The organism is Citrobacter sp. MGH 55, from assembly GCF_016906145.1.
In the GTDB taxonomy this organism is placed as follows: Bacteria; Pseudomonadota; Gammaproteobacteria; order Enterobacterales; family Enterobacteriaceae; genus Citrobacter_A; species Citrobacter_A amalonaticus.
On the sequence record NZ_CP070239.1, the window covers coordinates 2,943,513 to 2,961,245 of the forward strand.

Genomic DNA, 17,733 nt, shown 5'->3' on the forward strand with positions numbered 1-17,733 from the left:
TGCATGCCGTCGACTGGCAGCCGCAGCGTCTGTGTTCCATGACGCTGACCTCCGGTTCGACCGGTCTACCGAAAGCGGCAGTTCATACCTGTCAGGCGCATATTGCCAGTGCTGACGGTGTGCTGTCGCTGATGCCGCTGGCAACAGAGGACGACTGGCTGCTCTCTCTGCCGTTGTTTCATGTCTCCGGACAGGGGATTCTGTGGCGCTGGTTAGTGGCCGGGGCGCGGATGACGGTACGGGAAAAACAGCCGCTGGAACAGATGCTGGCCGGATGCACCCATGCTTCGCTGGTGCCAACGCAACTCTGGCGACTGCTGGTGAACCAGACGCCGGTGGCGCTGAAAGCCGTTTTGCTGGGTGGCGCGGCGATCCCGGTGGCGTTAACCGAGCAGGCGCGCGCGCAGGGTATTCGCTGCTGGTGCGGATACGGCCTGACGGAATTTGCCTCAACGGTATGTGCAAAAGAGGCGGACGGTCTGGCTGATGTCGGTATGCCTTTACCGGGACGAGAAGTCAGAATCGTAAATGATGAAGTCTGGCTGCGGGCGGCCAGTATGGCGGAAGGCTACTGGCGAGACGGTAAACTGGTTTCGCTGGCTAACGATGAAGGCTGGTTTGCCACACGCGATCGCGGCGTGCTGAATGGCGGAAAACTGACCATCGCCGGACGTCTGGATAATCTCTTTTTTAGCGGCGGAGAGGGGATACAACCCGAAGAGGTGGAACGGGTCATTGTTACACATCCTCACGTGCTGCAGGCGTTTATCGTGCCGATCGAGGACGCCGAATTTGGTCATCGACCGGTGGCGGTGGTGGAATGTGACACAGACGTCGCAGAGACAGAACTTAACGAATGGGTGAAAGACAAACTGGCACGTTTCCAGCAGCCGGTACATTGGCTTTCTCTGCCTGCCGAACTGAAAAATGGGGGGATCAAGATATCCCGGCGTGCCGTCGTTGATTGGGTGAATGAAACATTAGGAAAACATTAATTTCACTTCGCAGTTTTACCAATTGATGCCCATTGCCACTTTGTTTATCTGCTACTGTGTAACGTAATGTAAAAGTTCCCGATACGTAAAGGTATGCAATGGAGTGGCAGGTGAAGAAGTCGTGCTATGACAAAAGGTCAGGGAAGCATGCATTAGTGTTAAGTGATGCCGGCGGTTCACTGAAAATGATCGCTGAAGTCCAGTCTGACATTGTGGTGAATGCCGGTGATATCCTTTCTCCGCAGAAGGATGCGCTGTATTCCGTCAACCGTGACAGCGGGCGGACGGTGAAGATTCTGGATGCCAGAAATTATACCTGCGACGAGTGGGAGCGCCTGAAGACGTTGTTGGGGAACAAATAAACGTCAGCGCGTTTTCCGCGGTGCGGGCAGAAAAATGAACATCAGTCCGGCCATGATACACAGTACGCCCAGCAGCGCTTTCAGAGAAAACGTGCCCTGCCAGCCGGGTAAGATTATCGACGCCACCCACACCAGCACATAACTCAGGCTGAGCAGCGCGTAAGCCTTGCTCAGCGCGAGGTGATGCAGCGCGTTATGCCAGCAGAAAACCGACAGCAGATAGCCCACTAAACTGGTGCATAGCACGAACGTACCGGTATGAAGGGAGAACAGTACCGGGATAAACGTCTGCCACTGTGTCATCGGCGGCAGGTTTGCCATCGCAAAGCTCAGGCCCAGTTGCGCGACGGACGTGATGATCACGCTGCACAGTCCCCAGAGTAATCCCATTACGCCGCACTCCCCAGAATAAAAATACCGCTGATGATCAAGACGATGCCCAGCCAGTGACGAAGCGCCACCGGTTCACGCCAGATTTTCCATGCCAGCAATGTGACCCAGACAAAGTTGAGACTGAGCATCGGGTAAGCGATACCCACGGGAATGTTCTGCAATACCAACAACCACAGGATCATCGCCAGGCCAAGGCAGGCGAGCGCCAGCCCCAGCCACAGGGCAATATGGCGTCTTCGCGCGCGGGTCGGCACGCGGAGCGTCGCCTGTTTCTGGCATAACTGCCCTGCAACGCTAAGCAGGCTGGCCAGTACTAATACCAGCCAGATCATTTGGGACGATACTGAATCAGCACCAGACGCCCCTGATTATCGATACTGTCAGCAGGGGGAATGGCAAGGCGGTTGATGTCTTCATCCTTCGCGATAGTGAGCACGAGCGTAATGATCCCCTCCTGACGGTGCTGGCTGAGCCAGTCCGCAAAATCGCCGTAGCGAATGAACCGGCCTTTAGCATCGGGATAGTTAAGGCCATATTTCAACTCGCCGGTTTGCCCATACATTAAAATGTCGTCGCGCTTCAGGCTCCAGGCCAGCCCGGCGGCGACGCCTACGCTGTCGGTAAGAATGTAGCGGCTTGGCGCCAGGTTTTCCCGGGTCATCTCGACAAAAAACTGTGGCTGTTTGGATTCCATGACCCGATCGGGCACAGAAAAACCAAACAACAGCGCCAGCGCCACGGGACACAGCGCGGCATAAATCCAGCTCTTTTCGGTGTTAGTCAGCGTATACCAGCCGAAAAAAGTCCACAGAGCAAACATCCCCAGCGTGCAGAAAACCTTATACACCTCAATGTGCATCCAGACCGGCGATTTCAGCGGTCCCCACGGCGAGACAACCAGCGTAGCGATAATCCCGATGACGCCGAACAGAATATTGATCCAGCCGTTGATGCGCAGCGCGGCAAAGCCCTTTTCCGCTGCGTTCAATCCGTATCTCGCCATCAGTATGGCGAGCGGGGCGAAACAGGACAGAATATAGGTCGGTAATTTGCCTTTCGCGATGCTGAAAAACGCCAGCGGCATTACGATCCAACCGAGCAGATAGAATGCGCTGCGCGATTCATCTCGCGTCTGCCAGCCGGTCTTTAAGGCTCCGGGAAGCAGCGCAAGCCACGGCAGGCTTCCGGCGATCAGCACCGGCAGATAGTACCAAAACGGCGCTTTGTGCTGGGCGTCATCCATCGCGAAACGCTGGATGTGTTCGACCCAGAAAAAGTAGTGCCAGAAATCGGGTTCACGTTGGGCAATTGCCAGTCCCCACGGCAGAATGACGACGACACAACTGATGACCGCTAATCCGCCAAAGAGGAACAGATCTTTCCAGCGTTTCTGCGCGGCGACCCACGGCAGAACGCTGAGCACCGGTACCGCAAGCGCCAGAAAACCCTTGGTCATCACGCCCATCCCGCAGGTGACGCCCAGCAGCAGGAATCCTGCACTTTTCCCTTGCCAGGTGGTGGCCTGCATCGCCTGCCAGAAGCAGCACAGTCCCGCCATTAGCCAGAGCGCAATCAGCGGATCGAGCACCGCATAGGTGCCAATCCCGTAGACAATAAACAACGACAGGAAGATGATGGCCGACAGCAGGGCGGTACGCGTATCGCGCCATAGGCGCATGGCAAGCCATGCCACCAGCACGGCGGTGACCAACGTCGCAAAAATGGCGCCCGCGCGAACGCCGAAATTGTTCGCACCAAACAACCCCTGCCCGATGCTGTTGATCCAGTACCCGGCAATGGGTTTTTCAAAGTAACGGACGCCAAGAAAATGAGGAACAAGCCAGTCGCCGGAGGCCAGCATTTCGCGACTGATCTCGGCATAGCGCGTTTCATCAGGTTGCCACAACAGACGCAGGTTGATGGGGATGATGTAACAGAACGCGATTAGCGCGGCCAGTATCTGATAATAACGGGTGTTTTTCATCGTATGACACTCATTGCTTGCTGGCAGCCTAACCATCCTTCTCTTCCCGCGATGTGACCGCGAATAATCTCTCCCGGCGGCAAGGTGTTGCGATCCTCAGGCAGGAGATCGCCAAGTGGGCAGAAGGTGATGCCCGCATCGGCCGCACGCTGGAGCAGTTCCTCAAACTGGCTGTGCCAGGCACCGCCTTCGACTTCGGCATGAATGGTATACACCGGCGTACCGGTATCCCGCTGTATTCGGGAGAGGATCCAGTCGTTGAAATCCTCTGCCTGAACCTCACGACCCACCGCTTCATCCCACGTGGGCAACGTGACCGGAATTTGTGGCGTAGCGAACGCATCAGCCCCGAGAACCGGACGGAACGGCGCCCAGCCGCGGCAGTCGCTGTTGTAACGCAGAGGAAATGTCTCTTTGGCGAGCACCACACGCTGGTCAGCGCGCCAGCCCGCGACGGCTGAACAGGTCACGGGTTGTCCGGTGATGGCCTCAAGGGCGGCTATTCCATGTGAAATATCGGCGATCAGTTGCTGTTCGCTCCACTGAGGACTCCGGGACTGCCAGGCGTGGTGATCCCAGGCGTGCAGCCCCGTTTCATGCTGGCGTGCCGCTTCACGGATAATCTCCGCGTTGGCGCGACCGATTTCTTTTCCCGGCCAGGCGGTACCGGCCAGCAAAATATCCCAGCCGTAAAGAGACGCGGCGTTTGAGCGCAGCATTTTCCACAGAAACTGCGGTTTAATCAGGCGCCAGAGATGGCGCCCCATGTTGTCAGGCCCAACGCTAAAGAAAAAACTTGCCCGAATGTGGTATCGGCTCAATGACGCTAACAGGCGCGGCACGCCTTCGCGGGTGCCGCGGAAGGTATCGACATCAATACGCAAGCCGACTTTTGTCATGATGAATGTTCCGTGAGATCTACACTGCGCAGGAAGAAATCCAGCGTCTCGTCAACCGTTTCGCGCATATCGATGGTAGGCTCCCAGTCCAGGCAACGTTTTGCATTACGGATGTTGGGCTTACGGTGCTCCACATCCTGATAGCCTTTGCCATAATAGCTGCTGCTTTCAACCACCCGTAACCCGGCAAACGGTGGAAAATGATGGCGCAGTGGATGTTTGTCGAAACTCTCCAGCAGCATTTCCGCCAGTTCCTTGATGCTGGCTTCGTTTTCCGGGTTGCCGATGTTGATGATTTCACCGTCGCAGCGACCCCCCGCATTTTCAATGATCCGGTACAGCGCTTCGATGCCGTCGCGGATATCCGTAAAGCAGCGTTTCTGTTTTCCGCCTTCGATAAGCTTAATCGGTGAGCCTTCCACCAGGTTAAGGATCAACTGTGTGATGGCGCGTGAGCTGCCAATTCGCGCAGAATTGAGGCTGTCGAGTCTCGGCCCCATCCAGTTGAAGGGGCGAAAGAGGGTAAATCGGAGCCCGTCTTTTTCGCCATAGGCCCAAATGACACGGTCGAGAAGCTGTTTGGACACCGAGTAAATCCAGCGGGGTTTATTGACCGGCCCGACAATCAGATTCGAGCTGTCTTCATCAAACACTTTGTCGGTACACATCCCGTACACTTCAGAAGTTGATGGGAAAATGATCCGCTTACGGTATTTCACGCAGTAGCGAATGATTTTCAGGTTTTCTTCAAAATCCAGTTCAAAAACGCGCAGCGGGTTGCGGGTATATTCAATTGGCGTGGCAATGGCCACCAGCGGCAGCACCACGTCGCATTTCTTAACGTGATATTCGATCCATTCAGAATGAATGCTGATGTCGCCTTCCACAAAATGAAAACGCGGATGGTTGAGGAATCGACCAATCGCATCGCTGCCGATATCCAGACCATAGATTTCGTAGTGGTCTTCGCGCAGCAGGCGTTCGGTAAGATGGTTGCCAATAAAACCATTCACGCCGAGGATCAGCACGCGGGTACGGCGCTTGCTGGTGGCCAGTGACTGACTGTTTAAACGAGACCCCGCAACCAGGCCGAGAACCTGCGCTAACTGTGCACCCTGCATGGTGATGCCGTTACCCGCCTGTCCGGTCATTACCTCCAGCGCGCCTTCGGAACAGGCGATCAGCAGGGGCGCGACGGAAATCACGGTACCCGGTTGCGCGGTCTGGGGCTGTGGGTGGACGCGGGATGACCAGATGGTGAATTTTTGCGTGCCGGAATAGCTGAACGCGCCCGGCCAGGGGGCCGCGACCGCCCGCACCATGTTGTGCAGCGTCGTTGCCGGTCGGTTCCACGTCAGGAAACTGTCTTCAGGCGTGCGACGACCAAAGTACGTTGCGTCGCTCTCGTTTTGCAAAACGTCACGCGTCTCTCTGCGTTTGATAGCGGGTAGTGCCTGTTCCAGCACCTGTCGGGCGGTCTGGCAAAGCTTATGATGTAGCGTAAGGGCCGTATCGTCAGGCGAAATAGCGACACGCTGTTGCCCGATAATGGCGCCTGCATCGGCGCGGTTGACCATGCGGTGCAGCGTCACGCCGGTTTCACTTTCGCCATTCACCAACACCCAGTTCAACGGGGCGCGACCGCGATACTTTGGCAGGAGTGAACCGTGCAGGTTGAATGCGCCTGCCGAAGCCTGTTCCAGAATTGCATCGCTGAGCAGATGACGGTAATAGAAAGAGAAAATAACGTCAGGAGCGAGTTGGCTGATACGCTCAGCCCAGATTGGATGGTTCACGTCATCCGGGGCGTAGACCGGGATCCCCGCCTCAGCGGCCAGGCGAGAAACGGAGCCAAAAAACGTGTTTTCTCCTGGATTATCCGCATGTGTAAAAATGGCGGCAATGTCATAGCCGGCGTCGAGCACGGCCTGAACGCCCAGACAGCCCATATCGTGATACGCGAAGACAACGGCTTTCATTATTGATTTTCCTTTGTAGAGTGCGGGCTTTCCGGACGAATAACTTGCTGGACGAAATAGCGGGGGCGGGCGCGAACATCGTTGTAAATTCGACCGATATATTCGCCGAGTAATCCCATGCCGATGAACTGCGCGCCGATAAAGGTAAACAGAACGGCAAACAGCATGAATACTCCTTCAGCCGCCCATTGTGGCCCCAGCGTCAGGCGGAGAATGACGAGGAGTATCGACAGAGTAAATCCGGTAACGGCGATGACGCTGCCGAGCAGGCTCAACATGCGCAAAGGCGTCGTCGTCAGGCAGGTCACCAGGTCGTACATCAGGTTAATCAGCCGCATAAAGCTGTATTTGGAATCACCAAATTCACGTTCCGCGTGATGAACGGGGATCTCCGTGGCGCGCCGGGCAAAAATATTCGCCAGAATCGGGATAAATGTGCTGCGCTCATGACAATGCAACATGGCATCGATAATGTGCCGACGATAGGCGCGAAGCATGCATCCGTAGTCGCCCATGGCTTTGCCCGTGGTGCGCTGAATCAGATGGTTGATCATCTTCGAGGCGGTTTTACGGAACAGACTGTCCTGACGATTCTGGCGTACGGTGCCAACGACGTCATACCCTTCATCGGCTTTTGCCACCAGACGCGGGATCTCTTCCGGCGGGTTTTGCAGATCGGCATCGAGCGTAATGATCAGGTCGCCAGTAACGTGACTGAATCCCGCCATGATGGCGGAATGCTGCCCGTAGTTGCGATTGAGCAAAATCGAAACGATGTGGCTGCCTTCAGCTTCTGATGCGTCGATCAACAACCGGGCAGAGTGGTCGCTGCTACCGTCATCAATCAACAGGATTTCATAGTCTTTTCCCAGACTCTCGCAGGCCGCAGTGGTTCGCCTGAACAGTTCCGGCAGGCTTTCCTGTTCGTTATAGACAGGGATCACCACCGACACTTTCGTAATCGGAAGAGCTTCAAACATGGTTATTTACCTGCAATCTGGCGAAGTGCGGTGATGACACGAGCGGTATCCGCCGGGGTCATATCAGGAAACAGCGGTAGCGAGCAGATACGTGCGCTGTTCCATTCGGTATGGGGGAGCGACAGGGTGTTAAAGCGCTCGCGGTAATATTTCTGCGTGTGCGCCGCGCGAAAATGCAAACCGGTCCCGATTCCCTGGGCTTTGAGCGCCTCCATCAGCGCGTCACGACTGATGCCACAGCGCTCTTCGTCGGTACGAATAATAAACAGATGCCATGCATGGACGTGGGGCCATGACGGCAGGCTCAGCGGTTGAAACGGCAGATCGGCCAGCGCTTGTTGGTACGCGTGGGCGATAGTTGCCCGGCGACGGTTTAGTGTCTCTAGTTTGTCTAACTGAACCAGCGCCATCGCTGCGTTAATATCGGTTAGATTGTATTTGTAACCTGGTGTCACTACCTCGGCCTGAGGCGCGCGACCCCAGGTCTGGCGATCGTAGGCATCCACGCCGAGTCCGTGGAATTTCAGGGCGCGTAACTGCCGGGCGAGTGGCTCATCATCGGTGACGATCAGTCCTCCCTCTGCGCAGGTGACATTCTTGATGGCGTGAAAGGAGAAAATCGCGGTACCTCGTGCGCCGACGTGACGACCCTGATAATAAGTCCCGACCGCGTGGGCGGCATCTTCGATAACCGCAATGCCGTGACGTTCCGCAAGGGCGTAAATGGCATCCAGATCAGCCGGTGCGCCGGCGTAATGGACGGGAATAATGGCTTTCGTGCGCGGCGTTATGGCAGCTTCAATGTGCTCAGCGGTGACCATCAGCGTGTCGCGGTCGACATCCACCAACACTGGGGTGGCGCCCAATAGCACAATCATGTTCAGGGTGGAAACCCAGGTCATTGACGGGGTGATGACTTCATCACCGGCACCGATTCCCAGCGCCATGAGGGCGATATGCATACCTGCCGTGGCGGAGCTGACGGCAATAGCGTGGTGGTTTCCCGTCAGCTGGCAGAAGGCCTCTTCCAGTTGCTGATTTTTCGGGCCGGTCGTAATCCATCCGGAATCAAGAACCGCTTTGATTGCGGCAAGTTCTTCCGTACCTATCGCCGGGCGAGAGAAAGGCAGAAAATCAGACATTATATTTCCTTAAGCCATTTGGATACTGCGATCCTCTTATTTATTAAGTCATAAACAGGAGGCTAAATGAGGATTATCCAGTTAGAGCCAAATAATAGTGGCTGAATATTAATTTAACCTTAAGAACTTAACGTTAAGAAAATATATCCTTTTTTCTCTATATTGCATTTGCATTGGCCAGGGTTTTCGGGCATTTTGCCCACTTAAATGATCATGCCTTTGATTAAGCGGTACGCCGCAAAGTGATATTTCTGTTCGCCGGTAACGGGTGGAGTTTACTGTGTTTATCGTGTCCCAATATTTCATTAAGTCCAAAAAATATACGGTTATCCTGTTATCGGCGCTGGTGATAATGGTAGGGCTGGGCAGCCATTTCGCCTGGAGTAGTAACGGATTGCCGCGAATCGATTCCCGTACCCTGGCGGTACTGGCAAAACAGCATCCGGTGGTGGTGTTGTTTCGTCATGCCGAGCGCTGCGACAGGTCAGACAATCTCTGCCTGTCGGATAAAACCGGCATTACCGAGCATGGCGCGAAGCAAGCCCGTGCGTTGGGTGCCGCGTTTGGTAAAGAGATAAAAGACTACGATTTGTATGCCAGCGATACGGTTCGCACCATTCAGTCAGCGACCTGGTTTTCTGCGGATAAAAAACTGACGGTAGATAAAGGCATGCATGCCTGTGGGCGGGGGACTTATCAGGCCATTGAGCGTTTAGCCAATAAGTCGGAAAATAAAGATGTGGTAATTTTTACCCACAATCATTGTTTGACATATCTGGCAAAAAATATGCGGGGTGTAAAATTGACCCCGGATTATCTGGACGGCCTGGTGATGCATGTCGATAAGGGAAAATTATTCCTTGATGGTAAACTGGTATCACTCTAACCCCTATTATGAATAAAGAATGACAGCCGTAATGGCTGTCATCAAATATTACAATAACCCTTTCAGTGTTAAGGTTTTCACCGTCGCAACGTTCAGATCGTATTTCGCTAAATCTTCCGGCTTGACCCAGGCAAACGCCTGAAACTCGTCATTGATATGTACCTCACGATTGGCAGCGATGCAGTCGAAAATCAGGTAAATCATATAAATCTCTTCCTGACGGCCATCGGGGTAGGTTTTGGTACGGATATCATCGCTGAAGGTCCAGGGTTTGATATCAGTCAGAACCAACTCAGTACCCAGTTCTTCGCGAATCTCACGGCGCAGGGCCTCTTCAATGCGTTCCCCTGGTTCAACGCCACCACCAGACAGTGCCCATTGGCCCGGGAAAACGCCCCGGTCGTCGGCCATCTGGCACAGGAGATAACTTCCAGCATTCTGTATTAAGGGGCAAACAATAGTCCTTTGACGCACGGTAATGTTCCTTGAAGCAGAGGGAGTGTTAGCAGGGAAAAGTTTATCCCCTGGCAACAGGGGAGAAAATGTTTATTTTCTATTCATATGAGAAATGTACTTTGATGAATTGCTATGAATAAAAAATAGTATCCTGGCGCTTTTCAGGACGGTAAAGAGGGTTAACGAGACTCTTCTTGCCTCTGAACGGTATTATTTAGTTACAAAATGCTGCACGATCGCTTTTTTAGCTCATTGATTCCTTTAGCGCTGGCAGTACAATCCTGCGGCTTTGGGGAACTTTACGTATTTGCTTGCTGGAAAGGGTAAAAATGAAAAAAAGCGTATTATTTGGCATAGCGGGAATGCTGTTCGTTTCCGCCTCTGCGAGTGCAATGAGCATCAGCGGACAGGCGGGTAAAGAATATACCAACGTTGGCGTCGGCTTTGGCACCGAGTCCACGGGACTGGCGCTGAGCGGTAACTGGATGCATAGCGATGACGACGGCGACGTCGCGGGTCTGGGGCTGGGGCTAAATCTACCGCTCGGTCCGCTGATGGCGACGGTGGGCGGCAAAGGGGTCTATACCAACCCGAACGACAGTGATGAAGGCTATGCTGCTGCGGTTGGTGGTGGATTACAGTGGCCAATAGGCGACAGTTTCCGCCTGTTCGGCGAGTACTACTACTCACCGGACTCGTTATCCAGCGGGATCCAGAGCTATGAAGAGGCGAATGCCGGCGCGCGTCTGACGATCATGCGTCCGCTCAGCATCGAAGCGGGTTATCGCTACCTCAACCTGGCGGGTAAAGACGGCAATCGTGATAACGCCATTGCAGACGGCCCGTATGTTGGGGTCAATGCCAGCTTCTGATTTTGGTGGCGCGGTCTTCTGCCGCGCCACTTTTGTTACCTTCCTGATATTTCTCTACCACGCCACTTCCCCCTTTGCGTTATAGTGTTTTCATCATAAAAGCAGGAGAACACGATGTTAAACGTGGAGATGTTATCCACCGGGGATGAAGTGTTGCACGGGCAAATCGTCGACACGAATGCAGCCTGGCTGGCCGATTTTTTCTTTAATCAGGGATTGCCCTTAACCCGTCGCAATACGGTGGGCGATAACCTCGATTGCCTGGTCGCCATTCTGCGCGAGCGGAGTCAGCATGCTGACGTACTGATCGTCAACGGTGGACTGGGGCCGACCAGTGACGATCTCAGCGCGCTTGCTGCGGCGATGGCGAAAGGGGAAGGGCTGGTTCTGCACGAAGCCTGGCTTGCCGAGATGGAACGATTCTTCCGCGAGCGCGGCAGAGTGATGGCGCCCAGCAACCGCAAACAGGCGGAACTGCCCGCCAGCGCTGAATTCATCAATAATCCTGTCGGCACCGCCTGTGGTTTCGCGGTACAGCTTAATCGCTGTCTGATGTTCTTTACGCCGGGTGTACCGTCAGAATTTAAGGTGATGGTAGAACATGAGATCCTGCCGCGTCTGCGCGAGCGCTTCTCTCTCACCGAACCGCCGCTGTGCCTGCGTCTGACCACCTTTGGTCGTTCGGAAAGCGATCTGGCGCAAAGCCTCGACTCACTTTCATTACCGGAAGGGGTGACGCTGGGTTACCGTTCTTCGATGCCGATTATCGAACTGAAATTAACCGGACCGTATGCCCAGCGTGAAGCGATGCGCAGTCTGTGGCAGGAGGTCAAACGCGTTGCCGGCCAAAGCCTGATTTTTGAAGGTACCGAGGGACTTCCGTTGCAAATCGCCCGCGAGTTGCAGAAAAGGCAGCTCAGCCTGACGCTGAGCGAGCAGTTCACCGGCGGGTTGGTGGCACTGCAGCTCTCCCGCGTGGGCGCGCCGCTGCTGGCCAGTGAAGTGGTGCCTTCGCAGGAAGAGACGCTAGCGCAGACTGCGCACTGGACGACAGAACGGCGCGATAACCACTACGCCGGACTGGCGCTGGCGATCTCCGGGCTGGAAAACGATCACTTGAATTTTGCGCTGGCGACCCCCGACGGGACGTTTGCCCTGCGCGTGCATTTCAGCGTGACCCGTCACAGTCTGCTGGTCCGTCAGGAGGTCTGTGCGATGATGGCGCTAAACATGTTACGTCGCTGGTTCAACAAGCAGGATATTGCCAGCGAACACGGCTGGATTGAGGTGGTTGAATCCCTGACGCTGTAGTCTTTACCTCGCCCGAAGGCATTGTGTTTTTCGGGCTGATTCTTTTTTGTCCAACCCATTGTACTCCCCACGAAAAAATCCGTGCGTCACCTCACATTCCTGCACGTAATTTCTCCATTCTGCTGGAAGAAAGGCGCGACATGACGCGCTTCACAAATTTACCTGGCGCGACCGATCACACTGATTCCAGTATCTCAGACTGGAGTCCAGTATGTTGGAATCAAGCAAAGTCCCGGCGCTCACCCGCGCCATCGATATTCTCAATCTGATTGCGCGGATTGGCCCCTGTAGCGCCGCCACGATTATCGAAACGCTGGGTATTCCCAAAAGCACGGCGTACCTGCTGTTGAGTGAACTGAAGCGTCAGCGGTTTATCAGTGTCGATCACCAGGAGAATTTTTGTCTGTGGACCAAACTGGTGGAACTTTCCGGCCATGCGCTCAGCAAAATGGATCTGCGTGAACTGGCGCGACCACGCCTGACGCAACTGATGGATGAAACGGGGCTGCTCTGCCATTTGGGGATCATTGACCATGAAAGCGCGTATTACATCCTGAAGGTGGAATCGTCTTCGACCATCAGCGTGCGCTCTCACGAAGGGAAAAGCCTTTCGTTGTATCGCTCTGGTATTGGTAAGTGCCTGTTGGCCTGGCAGCCCGCCGCCGTGCGTAACGCCATTATTGAACAGCTGGTGTGGGAGCAGACGACCCCCACCACGATCACCCAACCTCAGCAACTTAGCGATGAACTGGAACGCATCCGTCAGCGCGGCTGGAGCTTCGACAACGGAGAGGATTATCCGGATGTACGCTGTGTTGCTGCCCCTGTATTTAATGCCAATAACGAACCCGCCGCCGCCATTTCGGTGGTTGGCACTCGCTTAGAAATCAACGAAGAGAATCGTGATTATCTTGCCGGGAAAGCCATTGCCTGCGCGAAAGATATTTCACGTCTGTTGGGATGGAAAAGTCCCTTCGATTCACTCGCATCATAATAATGGAGAACATCATGACCCTACCCAAAATTAAACATGTCCGCGCCTGGTTTACCGGTGGCGCTACCGCAGAAAAAGGCGCTGGCGGCGGTGATTATCATGACCAGGGCGCGAATCACTGGATTGACGATCATATCGCCACGCCGATGAGCAAATATCGTGAATATGAACAGTCACGCCAGTCCTTTGGGATTAACGTGCTGGGTACGTTGATTGTCGAAGTTGAAGCCGAAAACGGACAAACGGGATTTGCGGTCTCTACGGCAGGGGAGATGGGGTGCTTTATTGTTGAAAAACACCTCAATCGCTTTATCGAAGGAAAATGCGTCAGCGATATCAAACTCATTCACGATCAGATGCTCGGTGCGACCATGTATTACTCAGGCTCTGGCGGTCTGGTGATGAACACCATCTCCTGCGTTGATTTGGCGCTGTGGGATCTTTTTGGCAAGGTGGTCGGCCTGCCGGTCTACAAACTGCTGGGCGGCGCGGTGCGCGATGAAATTCAGTTTTACGCCACGGGCGCTCGTCCGGATCTGGCAAAAGAGATGGGCTTCATTGGCGGCAAAATGCCGACGCACTGGGGACCACACGACGGCGATGCGGGGATCCGCAAAGATGCCGCGATGGTGGCGGAGATGCGTGAGAAGTGCGGCCCGGATTTCTGGTTGATGCTGGACTGCTGGATGAGTCAGGACGTGAATTACGCCACGAAGCTGGCTCACGCCTGCGCGCCATCTAACCTGAAGTGGATCGAAGAGTGTTTACCGCCACAGCAGTATGAAGGCTATCGCGAACTGAAACGCAATGCGCCGGCAGGCATGATGGTCACCAGCGGTGAACACCACGGCACGCTGCAGTCCTTCCGTACGCTGGCGGAAACCGGCATCGATATCATGCAGCCGGATGTCGGCTGGTGCGGCGGCCTGACCACGCTGGTCGAGATTGCTGCGATTGCGAAATCGCGCGGACAACTGGTGGTGCCGCACGGCTCGTCGGTCTACTCACATCATGCGGTGATTACCTTCACCAATACGCCGTTCAGTGAGTTCCTGATGACCAGCCCGGACTGCTCAACCATGCGTCCGCAGTTTGACCCGATTCTGCTTGATGAACCGGTACCGGTACAGGGCCGCATTCATAAGTCCGTGCTGGATAAACCAGGATTCGGCGTGGAGCTTAACCGCGACTGCAATCTGAAACGGCCTTATAGCCACTAATGACCTGTGCGTTGCCGCAGCGTCGGCAACGCCCTCATCTCTTTGAGGATCTTGCTATGAGTACCACTCTTCTTGACGGCGTGGTGAAGAAAAACCGCGCACGTTTAATCCCATTTATGCTGGCACTGTATGTACTGGCGTTTCTGGACCGTTCGAACATTGGCTTTGCCAAAGAGACCTATCAGATTGATACCGGGCTGAGCAACGAAGCCTATGCGCTTGGCGCGGGGATTTTCTTTGTGGTCTACGCCTTTCTTGGCGTGCCCGCTAACCTGTTGATGCGCAAGCTGGGGGCCCGAACCTGGATTGGCACCACCACGCTGTTGTGGGGATTCCTCTCCGCCGCGATGGCGTGGGCGGATACCGAGGCGAAATTCCTGATTATCCGTACCCTGCTGGGAGCGGCGGAAGCCGGTTTCTTCCCCGGCATGATCTATCTTACCTCGCAATGGTTCCCGCAGCGTAACCGCGCCAGCATTATGGGGCTGTTTTATATGGGGGCGCCGCTGGCGTTGACGCTGGGATCGCCGCTGTCCGGCGCGCTGCTGGAGATGCACGGTTTCATGGGGCATCCTGGCTGGTTCTGGATGTTCGTTATCGAAGGTTTGCTGGCAGTTGGTGCCGGGGTCTTCACCTTCTTCTGGCTGGATGATACCCCGCAGCAGGCCCGTTTCCTCAGCGCAGAAGAGAAAGCGGCGCTCATAAGCCAACTGGCGAGTGAAGAAGAGAAGAAGACCACGTCAAAACTGACGGATGCCCTGCGTAACGGACGCGTCTGGCAACTGGCGATTATCTATCTGACGATTCAGGTGGCGGTGTACGGACTGATTTTCTTCCTGCCGACTCAGGTTGCTGCACTGCTGGGCACCAAAGTCGGCTTCACGGCATCGGTGGTGACTGCCATTCCATGGGTTGCCGCACTGTTCGGGACCTGGCTGATCCCTCGCTACTCAGACCGTACGGGTGAACGTCGTAATGTCGCTGCGCTGACGCTGCTGGCAGCGGGGATTGGCATCGGCGTATCCGGGCTGGCGTCTCCGGTGGTGGCGATTCTGGCGCTTTGCGTAGCGGCTGTCGGTTTTATCGCCGTACAACCGGTGTTCTGGACCATGCCGACGCAATTGCTTTCCGGCACCGCGCTGGCGGCAGGGATCGGCTTCGTGAACCTGTTTGGTGCGGTGGGCGGGTTTATTGCGCCAATCCTGCGTGTTAAAGCAGAAACGATGTTTGCCAGCGATGCCGCAGGACTGTTGACGCTGGCGGGCGTCGCCATCATCGGCTCATTGATTATTTTCACCCTGAGCGTAAATCGTCCCGCGTCGCAACCGGGTGCTGCGCATCAATAAGTTTATCCATGTTGTAAGGATCATTATGAACGCATTGTTAGCAAACCCTTTTAAGGACGCACTCCGCAAAGGGGAAGTACAAATCGGACTGTGGCTGAGTTCGACCACCTCTTATATGGCGGAAATTGCCGCGACGTCGGGTTATGACTGGCTGCTGATCGACGGCGAACACGCGCCGAACACGATGCAGGATCTCTATCATCAGTTGCAGGCGATAGCCCCTTACACCAGCCAGCCGGTGATTCGTCCGGTAGAAGGCGCTAAGGCATTGATCAAGCAGGTACTGGATATCGGCGCGCAGACGCTGTTGATACCGATGGTCGATAGCGCAGAACAGGCGCGGCAGGTTGTTGCTGCAACCCGTTACCCGCCGGTGGGGGAGCGCGGCGTCGGTGCCAGCGTGGCGCGGGCAGCGCGCTGGGGACGCATTGAAAACTATATGGCGCAGGCCAATGAGTCACTCTGTCTGCTGGTGCAGGTTGAAAGTAAAGCCGCGCTGGATAATCTGGATGCGATCCTCGATGTAGACGGGATTGACGGCGTGTTTATTGGTCCCGCCGATCTTTCGGCTTCGTTGGGGTATCCGGACAACAGCGGGCACCCGGAGGTGCAGAGGATTATCAAAGAGAGCATCCAGCGCATTCGTGCGGCCGGAAAAGCGGCGGGTTTTCTCGCCGTCGATCCGCTCATGGCGCAGAAATGTCTGGAATGGGGGGCAAACTTTGTCGCCGTGGGCGTTGATACTATGTTATATACCGACGCGCTGGATCAGCGACTGGCAATGTTTAAGCCCGGTCAGACGATGCCGAAACTGAAAAGCAGTTACTAAATCCATAGCCCGGCGGCGCTGCACCGCCGGGCCATCTGTCAGACTTTACGGACTGTTTGCCATGATATCGTCGAGTGACAGTCCGGTTATCATCAACACCTTGTCGCGTTCGATCCCGCTCTTCAGCATCATCCGCGCGATACGTAATGCCTCCTCCCTGGTGCCTTTTTGCCTGCCTTCCTGCAATCCCGTATGGTGGCCTTCCTGCCGAAGCCTTTCTGCAATCGTCATCAATTTCTCCTTGTGATGGGGAACTCGCTCAGCGACGTTACGGATAAAGTCACTGAAGCGGGACACATCGCCGTACTGCACCAGATAATTAAACAGTGTATGCAACTGGCTGTCATTAGCAGTACCTGTAATTAACAGCGTGACCAGTCGGTCAACCAGCCCCATCAAATCACGATCGCGGATATGTTTTTGCATCAGTTCCAGCAGAGCTATGCGCTTATGCTGCATGATTTCGTCGTCAGAGATGACCGTGATATCGACCAGTGGAAAGGCTTCCGTGTAGAGTTGCCGCGCCAGCTGCGGGTCGTTAAATTCGTCCAGCCAGTTCAGTGAGAAAGGGTATGGGCTTTGTTCGCCATGATAAAACAGCATCGGGATCACCAGCGGTAGGGTTTTATTTCCGCTATCAAGGTGGTGTTGCATCGCGGCAGTGGCATAGCGCATCAAACGAAAGGCCATGTGCGGCACGGCGGTACTCTGATGTTCAATAACGCAGTAAATGTAACCCTCACCCTCGCGTGTTTTCAGCGACCACAAAACATCGGAATAGTAGGTTCTCAGGTCGTCTTCAATGAAGGTGGTGGATTCCAGTTTGAGCGTGGTTAACTCGCAAAGTTTGCATAATGACTCAGGAAGATGAATCTTAAGAAAATCCTGCGCAATTTCAGGATGGGTCATCATCTTTTTAAACACGGCATCGTGCGGTGTTGACGTCGTTGATTTCGCCATGGTTGTCCGTCACCAAAGAATCCAGTGACGTGACGATACGAGGTTACATTAAGGGCTGCATGCCCGAAATTCAGTCTTTGCGAAGAGGGACGGGAGATAAATACGTACGACGGTAACGTATTCAA

General features: G+C 54.8%; 18 protein-coding genes. 9 read left to right on the forward strand and 9 right to left on the reverse strand.

Annotated features, from left to right (window positions below; translation table 11 throughout):
• Both menE and pmrD read left to right on the forward strand, forming a co-directional pair.
• Window positions 1-995 (forward strand): o-succinylbenzoate--CoA ligase (menE, locus tag JTI98_RS11785; protein WP_252869582.1); only part of this gene is annotated, 995 nt, incomplete at its 5' end.
• A gap of 98 nt (window positions 996-1,093) precedes the next feature.
• Complete coding sequence (gene pmrD / locus JTI98_RS11790) at window positions 1,094-1,357, forward strand: signal transduction protein PmrD (RefSeq protein WP_044258528.1); 264 nt, start codon at window positions 1,094-1,096, stop codon at window positions 1,355-1,357.
• 3 nt (window positions 1,358-1,360) lie between these two features.
• Here pmrD and arnF read toward each other — a convergent pair whose 3' ends face one another.
• Genes arnF through arnB form a run of 7 tightly spaced genes read right to left on the reverse strand, consistent with a single transcriptional unit; the run spans window position 1,361 to window position 8,734 of the window.
• On the reverse strand, window positions 1,361-1,747 hold the full coding sequence (gene arnF / locus JTI98_RS11795; protein ID WP_058586866.1) for a 4-amino-4-deoxy-L-arabinose-phosphoundecaprenol flippase subunit ArnF: 387 nt from the start codon (window positions 1,745-1,747) through the stop codon (window positions 1,361-1,363).
• Complete coding sequence (gene arnE / locus JTI98_RS11800; protein WP_058586865.1) at window positions 1,747-2,082, reverse strand: 4-amino-4-deoxy-L-arabinose-phosphoundecaprenol flippase subunit ArnE; 336 nt, start codon at window positions 2,080-2,082, stop codon at window positions 1,747-1,749. The genes arnF and arnE overlap by 1 nt, the downstream gene beginning before the upstream one ends.
• On the reverse strand, window positions 2,079-3,734 hold the full coding sequence (gene arnT, locus JTI98_RS11805; protein WP_216081283.1) for a lipid IV(A) 4-amino-4-deoxy-L-arabinosyltransferase: 1,656 nt from the start codon (window positions 3,732-3,734) through the stop codon (window positions 2,079-2,081). Before arnT ends, arnE begins: the two co-directional genes overlap by 4 nt.
• Window positions 3,731-4,633: a 4-deoxy-4-formamido-L-arabinose-phosphoundecaprenol deformylase gene (gene arnD / locus JTI98_RS11810; RefSeq protein ID WP_044326691.1), complete on the reverse strand. Its 903-nt coding sequence runs from the start codon at window positions 4,631-4,633 to the stop codon at window positions 3,731-3,733. Before arnD ends, arnT begins: the two co-directional genes overlap by 4 nt.
• Window positions 4,630-6,612 carry a bifunctional UDP-4-amino-4-deoxy-L-arabinose formyltransferase/UDP-glucuronic acid oxidase ArnA gene (gene arnA, locus JTI98_RS11815; RefSeq protein WP_216081284.1) on the reverse strand — a complete coding sequence of 661 codons (1,983 nt, stop codon included), beginning with the start codon at window positions 6,610-6,612 and terminating at the stop codon, window positions 4,630-4,632. Before arnA ends, arnD begins: the two co-directional genes overlap by 4 nt.
• Window positions 6,612-7,592: an undecaprenyl-phosphate 4-deoxy-4-formamido-L-arabinose transferase gene (gene arnC, locus JTI98_RS11820; protein ID WP_044266219.1), complete on the reverse strand. Its 981-nt coding sequence runs from the start codon at window positions 7,590-7,592 to the stop codon at window positions 6,612-6,614. Before arnC ends, arnA begins: the two co-directional genes overlap by 1 nt.
• 2 nt (window positions 7,593-7,594) lie before the next feature.
• Window positions 7,595-8,734 carry a UDP-4-amino-4-deoxy-L-arabinose aminotransferase gene (gene arnB / locus JTI98_RS11825; RefSeq protein ID WP_046401784.1) on the reverse strand — a complete coding sequence of 380 codons (1,140 nt, stop codon included), beginning with the start codon at window positions 8,732-8,734 and terminating at the stop codon, window positions 7,595-7,597.
• A gap of 280 nt (window positions 8,735-9,014) precedes the next feature.
• Between arnB and JTI98_RS11830 the strand changes: the two genes are divergently transcribed.
• Window positions 9,015-9,620, forward strand: a complete 606-nt coding sequence (locus JTI98_RS11830) for a histidine phosphatase family protein (RefSeq protein WP_043000041.1) — start codon at window positions 9,015-9,017, stop codon at window positions 9,618-9,620.
• A 48-nt stretch (window positions 9,621-9,668) separates the two neighbouring features.
• Here JTI98_RS11830 and nudI read toward each other — a convergent pair whose 3' ends face one another.
• Window positions 9,669-10,094: a nucleoside triphosphatase NudI gene (gene nudI / locus JTI98_RS11835; RefSeq protein ID WP_043000042.1), complete on the reverse strand. Its 426-nt coding sequence runs from the start codon at window positions 10,092-10,094 to the stop codon at window positions 9,669-9,671.
• A 311-nt stretch (window positions 10,095-10,405) separates the two neighbouring features.
• Here nudI and JTI98_RS11840 point away from each other — a divergent pair, with 311 nt between their 5' ends.
• The 6 genes from JTI98_RS11840 to yfaU all read left to right on the forward strand — a co-directional run bounded on the left by JTI98_RS11840 (window position 10,406) and on the right by yfaU (window position 16,648).
• On the forward strand, window positions 10,406-10,948 hold the full coding sequence (locus tag JTI98_RS11840; RefSeq protein ID WP_043000043.1) for a YfaZ family outer membrane protein: 543 nt from the start codon (window positions 10,406-10,408) through the stop codon (window positions 10,946-10,948).
• Window positions 10,949-11,062: 114 nt separating this feature from the next.
• Window positions 11,063-12,259, forward strand: coding sequence for a nicotinamide mononucleotide deamidase-related protein YfaY (locus JTI98_RS11845; RefSeq protein WP_216081285.1), 1,197 nt, complete (start codon window positions 11,063-11,065; stop codon window positions 12,257-12,259).
• A gap of 211 nt (window positions 12,260-12,470) precedes the next feature.
• Window positions 12,471-13,253, forward strand: coding sequence for an IclR family transcriptional regulator (locus JTI98_RS11850; protein WP_044258548.1), 783 nt, complete (start codon window positions 12,471-12,473; stop codon window positions 13,251-13,253).
• Between the two features lie 14 nt (window positions 13,254-13,267).
• A complete protein-coding gene (gene rhmD / locus JTI98_RS11855; RefSeq protein ID WP_046401879.1) occupies window positions 13,268-14,473 on the forward strand; it encodes an L-rhamnonate dehydratase in 1,206 nt (401 codons plus the stop codon).
• A 56-nt stretch (window positions 14,474-14,529) separates the two neighbouring features.
• On the forward strand, window positions 14,530-15,819 hold the full coding sequence (locus JTI98_RS11860) for an MFS transporter (RefSeq protein ID WP_044258550.1): 1,290 nt from the start codon (window positions 14,530-14,532) through the stop codon (window positions 15,817-15,819).
• A 25-nt stretch (window positions 15,820-15,844) separates the two neighbouring features.
• A complete protein-coding gene (yfaU, locus tag JTI98_RS11865; protein WP_216081286.1) occupies window positions 15,845-16,648 on the forward strand; it encodes a 2-keto-3-deoxy-L-rhamnonate aldolase in 804 nt (267 codons plus the stop codon).
• A gap of 45 nt (window positions 16,649-16,693) precedes the next feature.
• Here the strand turns inward: yfaU and JTI98_RS11870 are convergent, their stop codons facing one another.
• The gene (locus tag JTI98_RS11870; protein ID WP_058586858.1) at window positions 16,694-17,608 is read right to left on the reverse strand and encodes an Rpn family recombination-promoting nuclease/putative transposase; all 915 of its coding nucleotides are present in this window, start codon (window positions 17,606-17,608) and stop codon (window positions 16,694-16,696) included.
• Window positions 17,609-17,733: the final 125 nt, after the last annotated feature.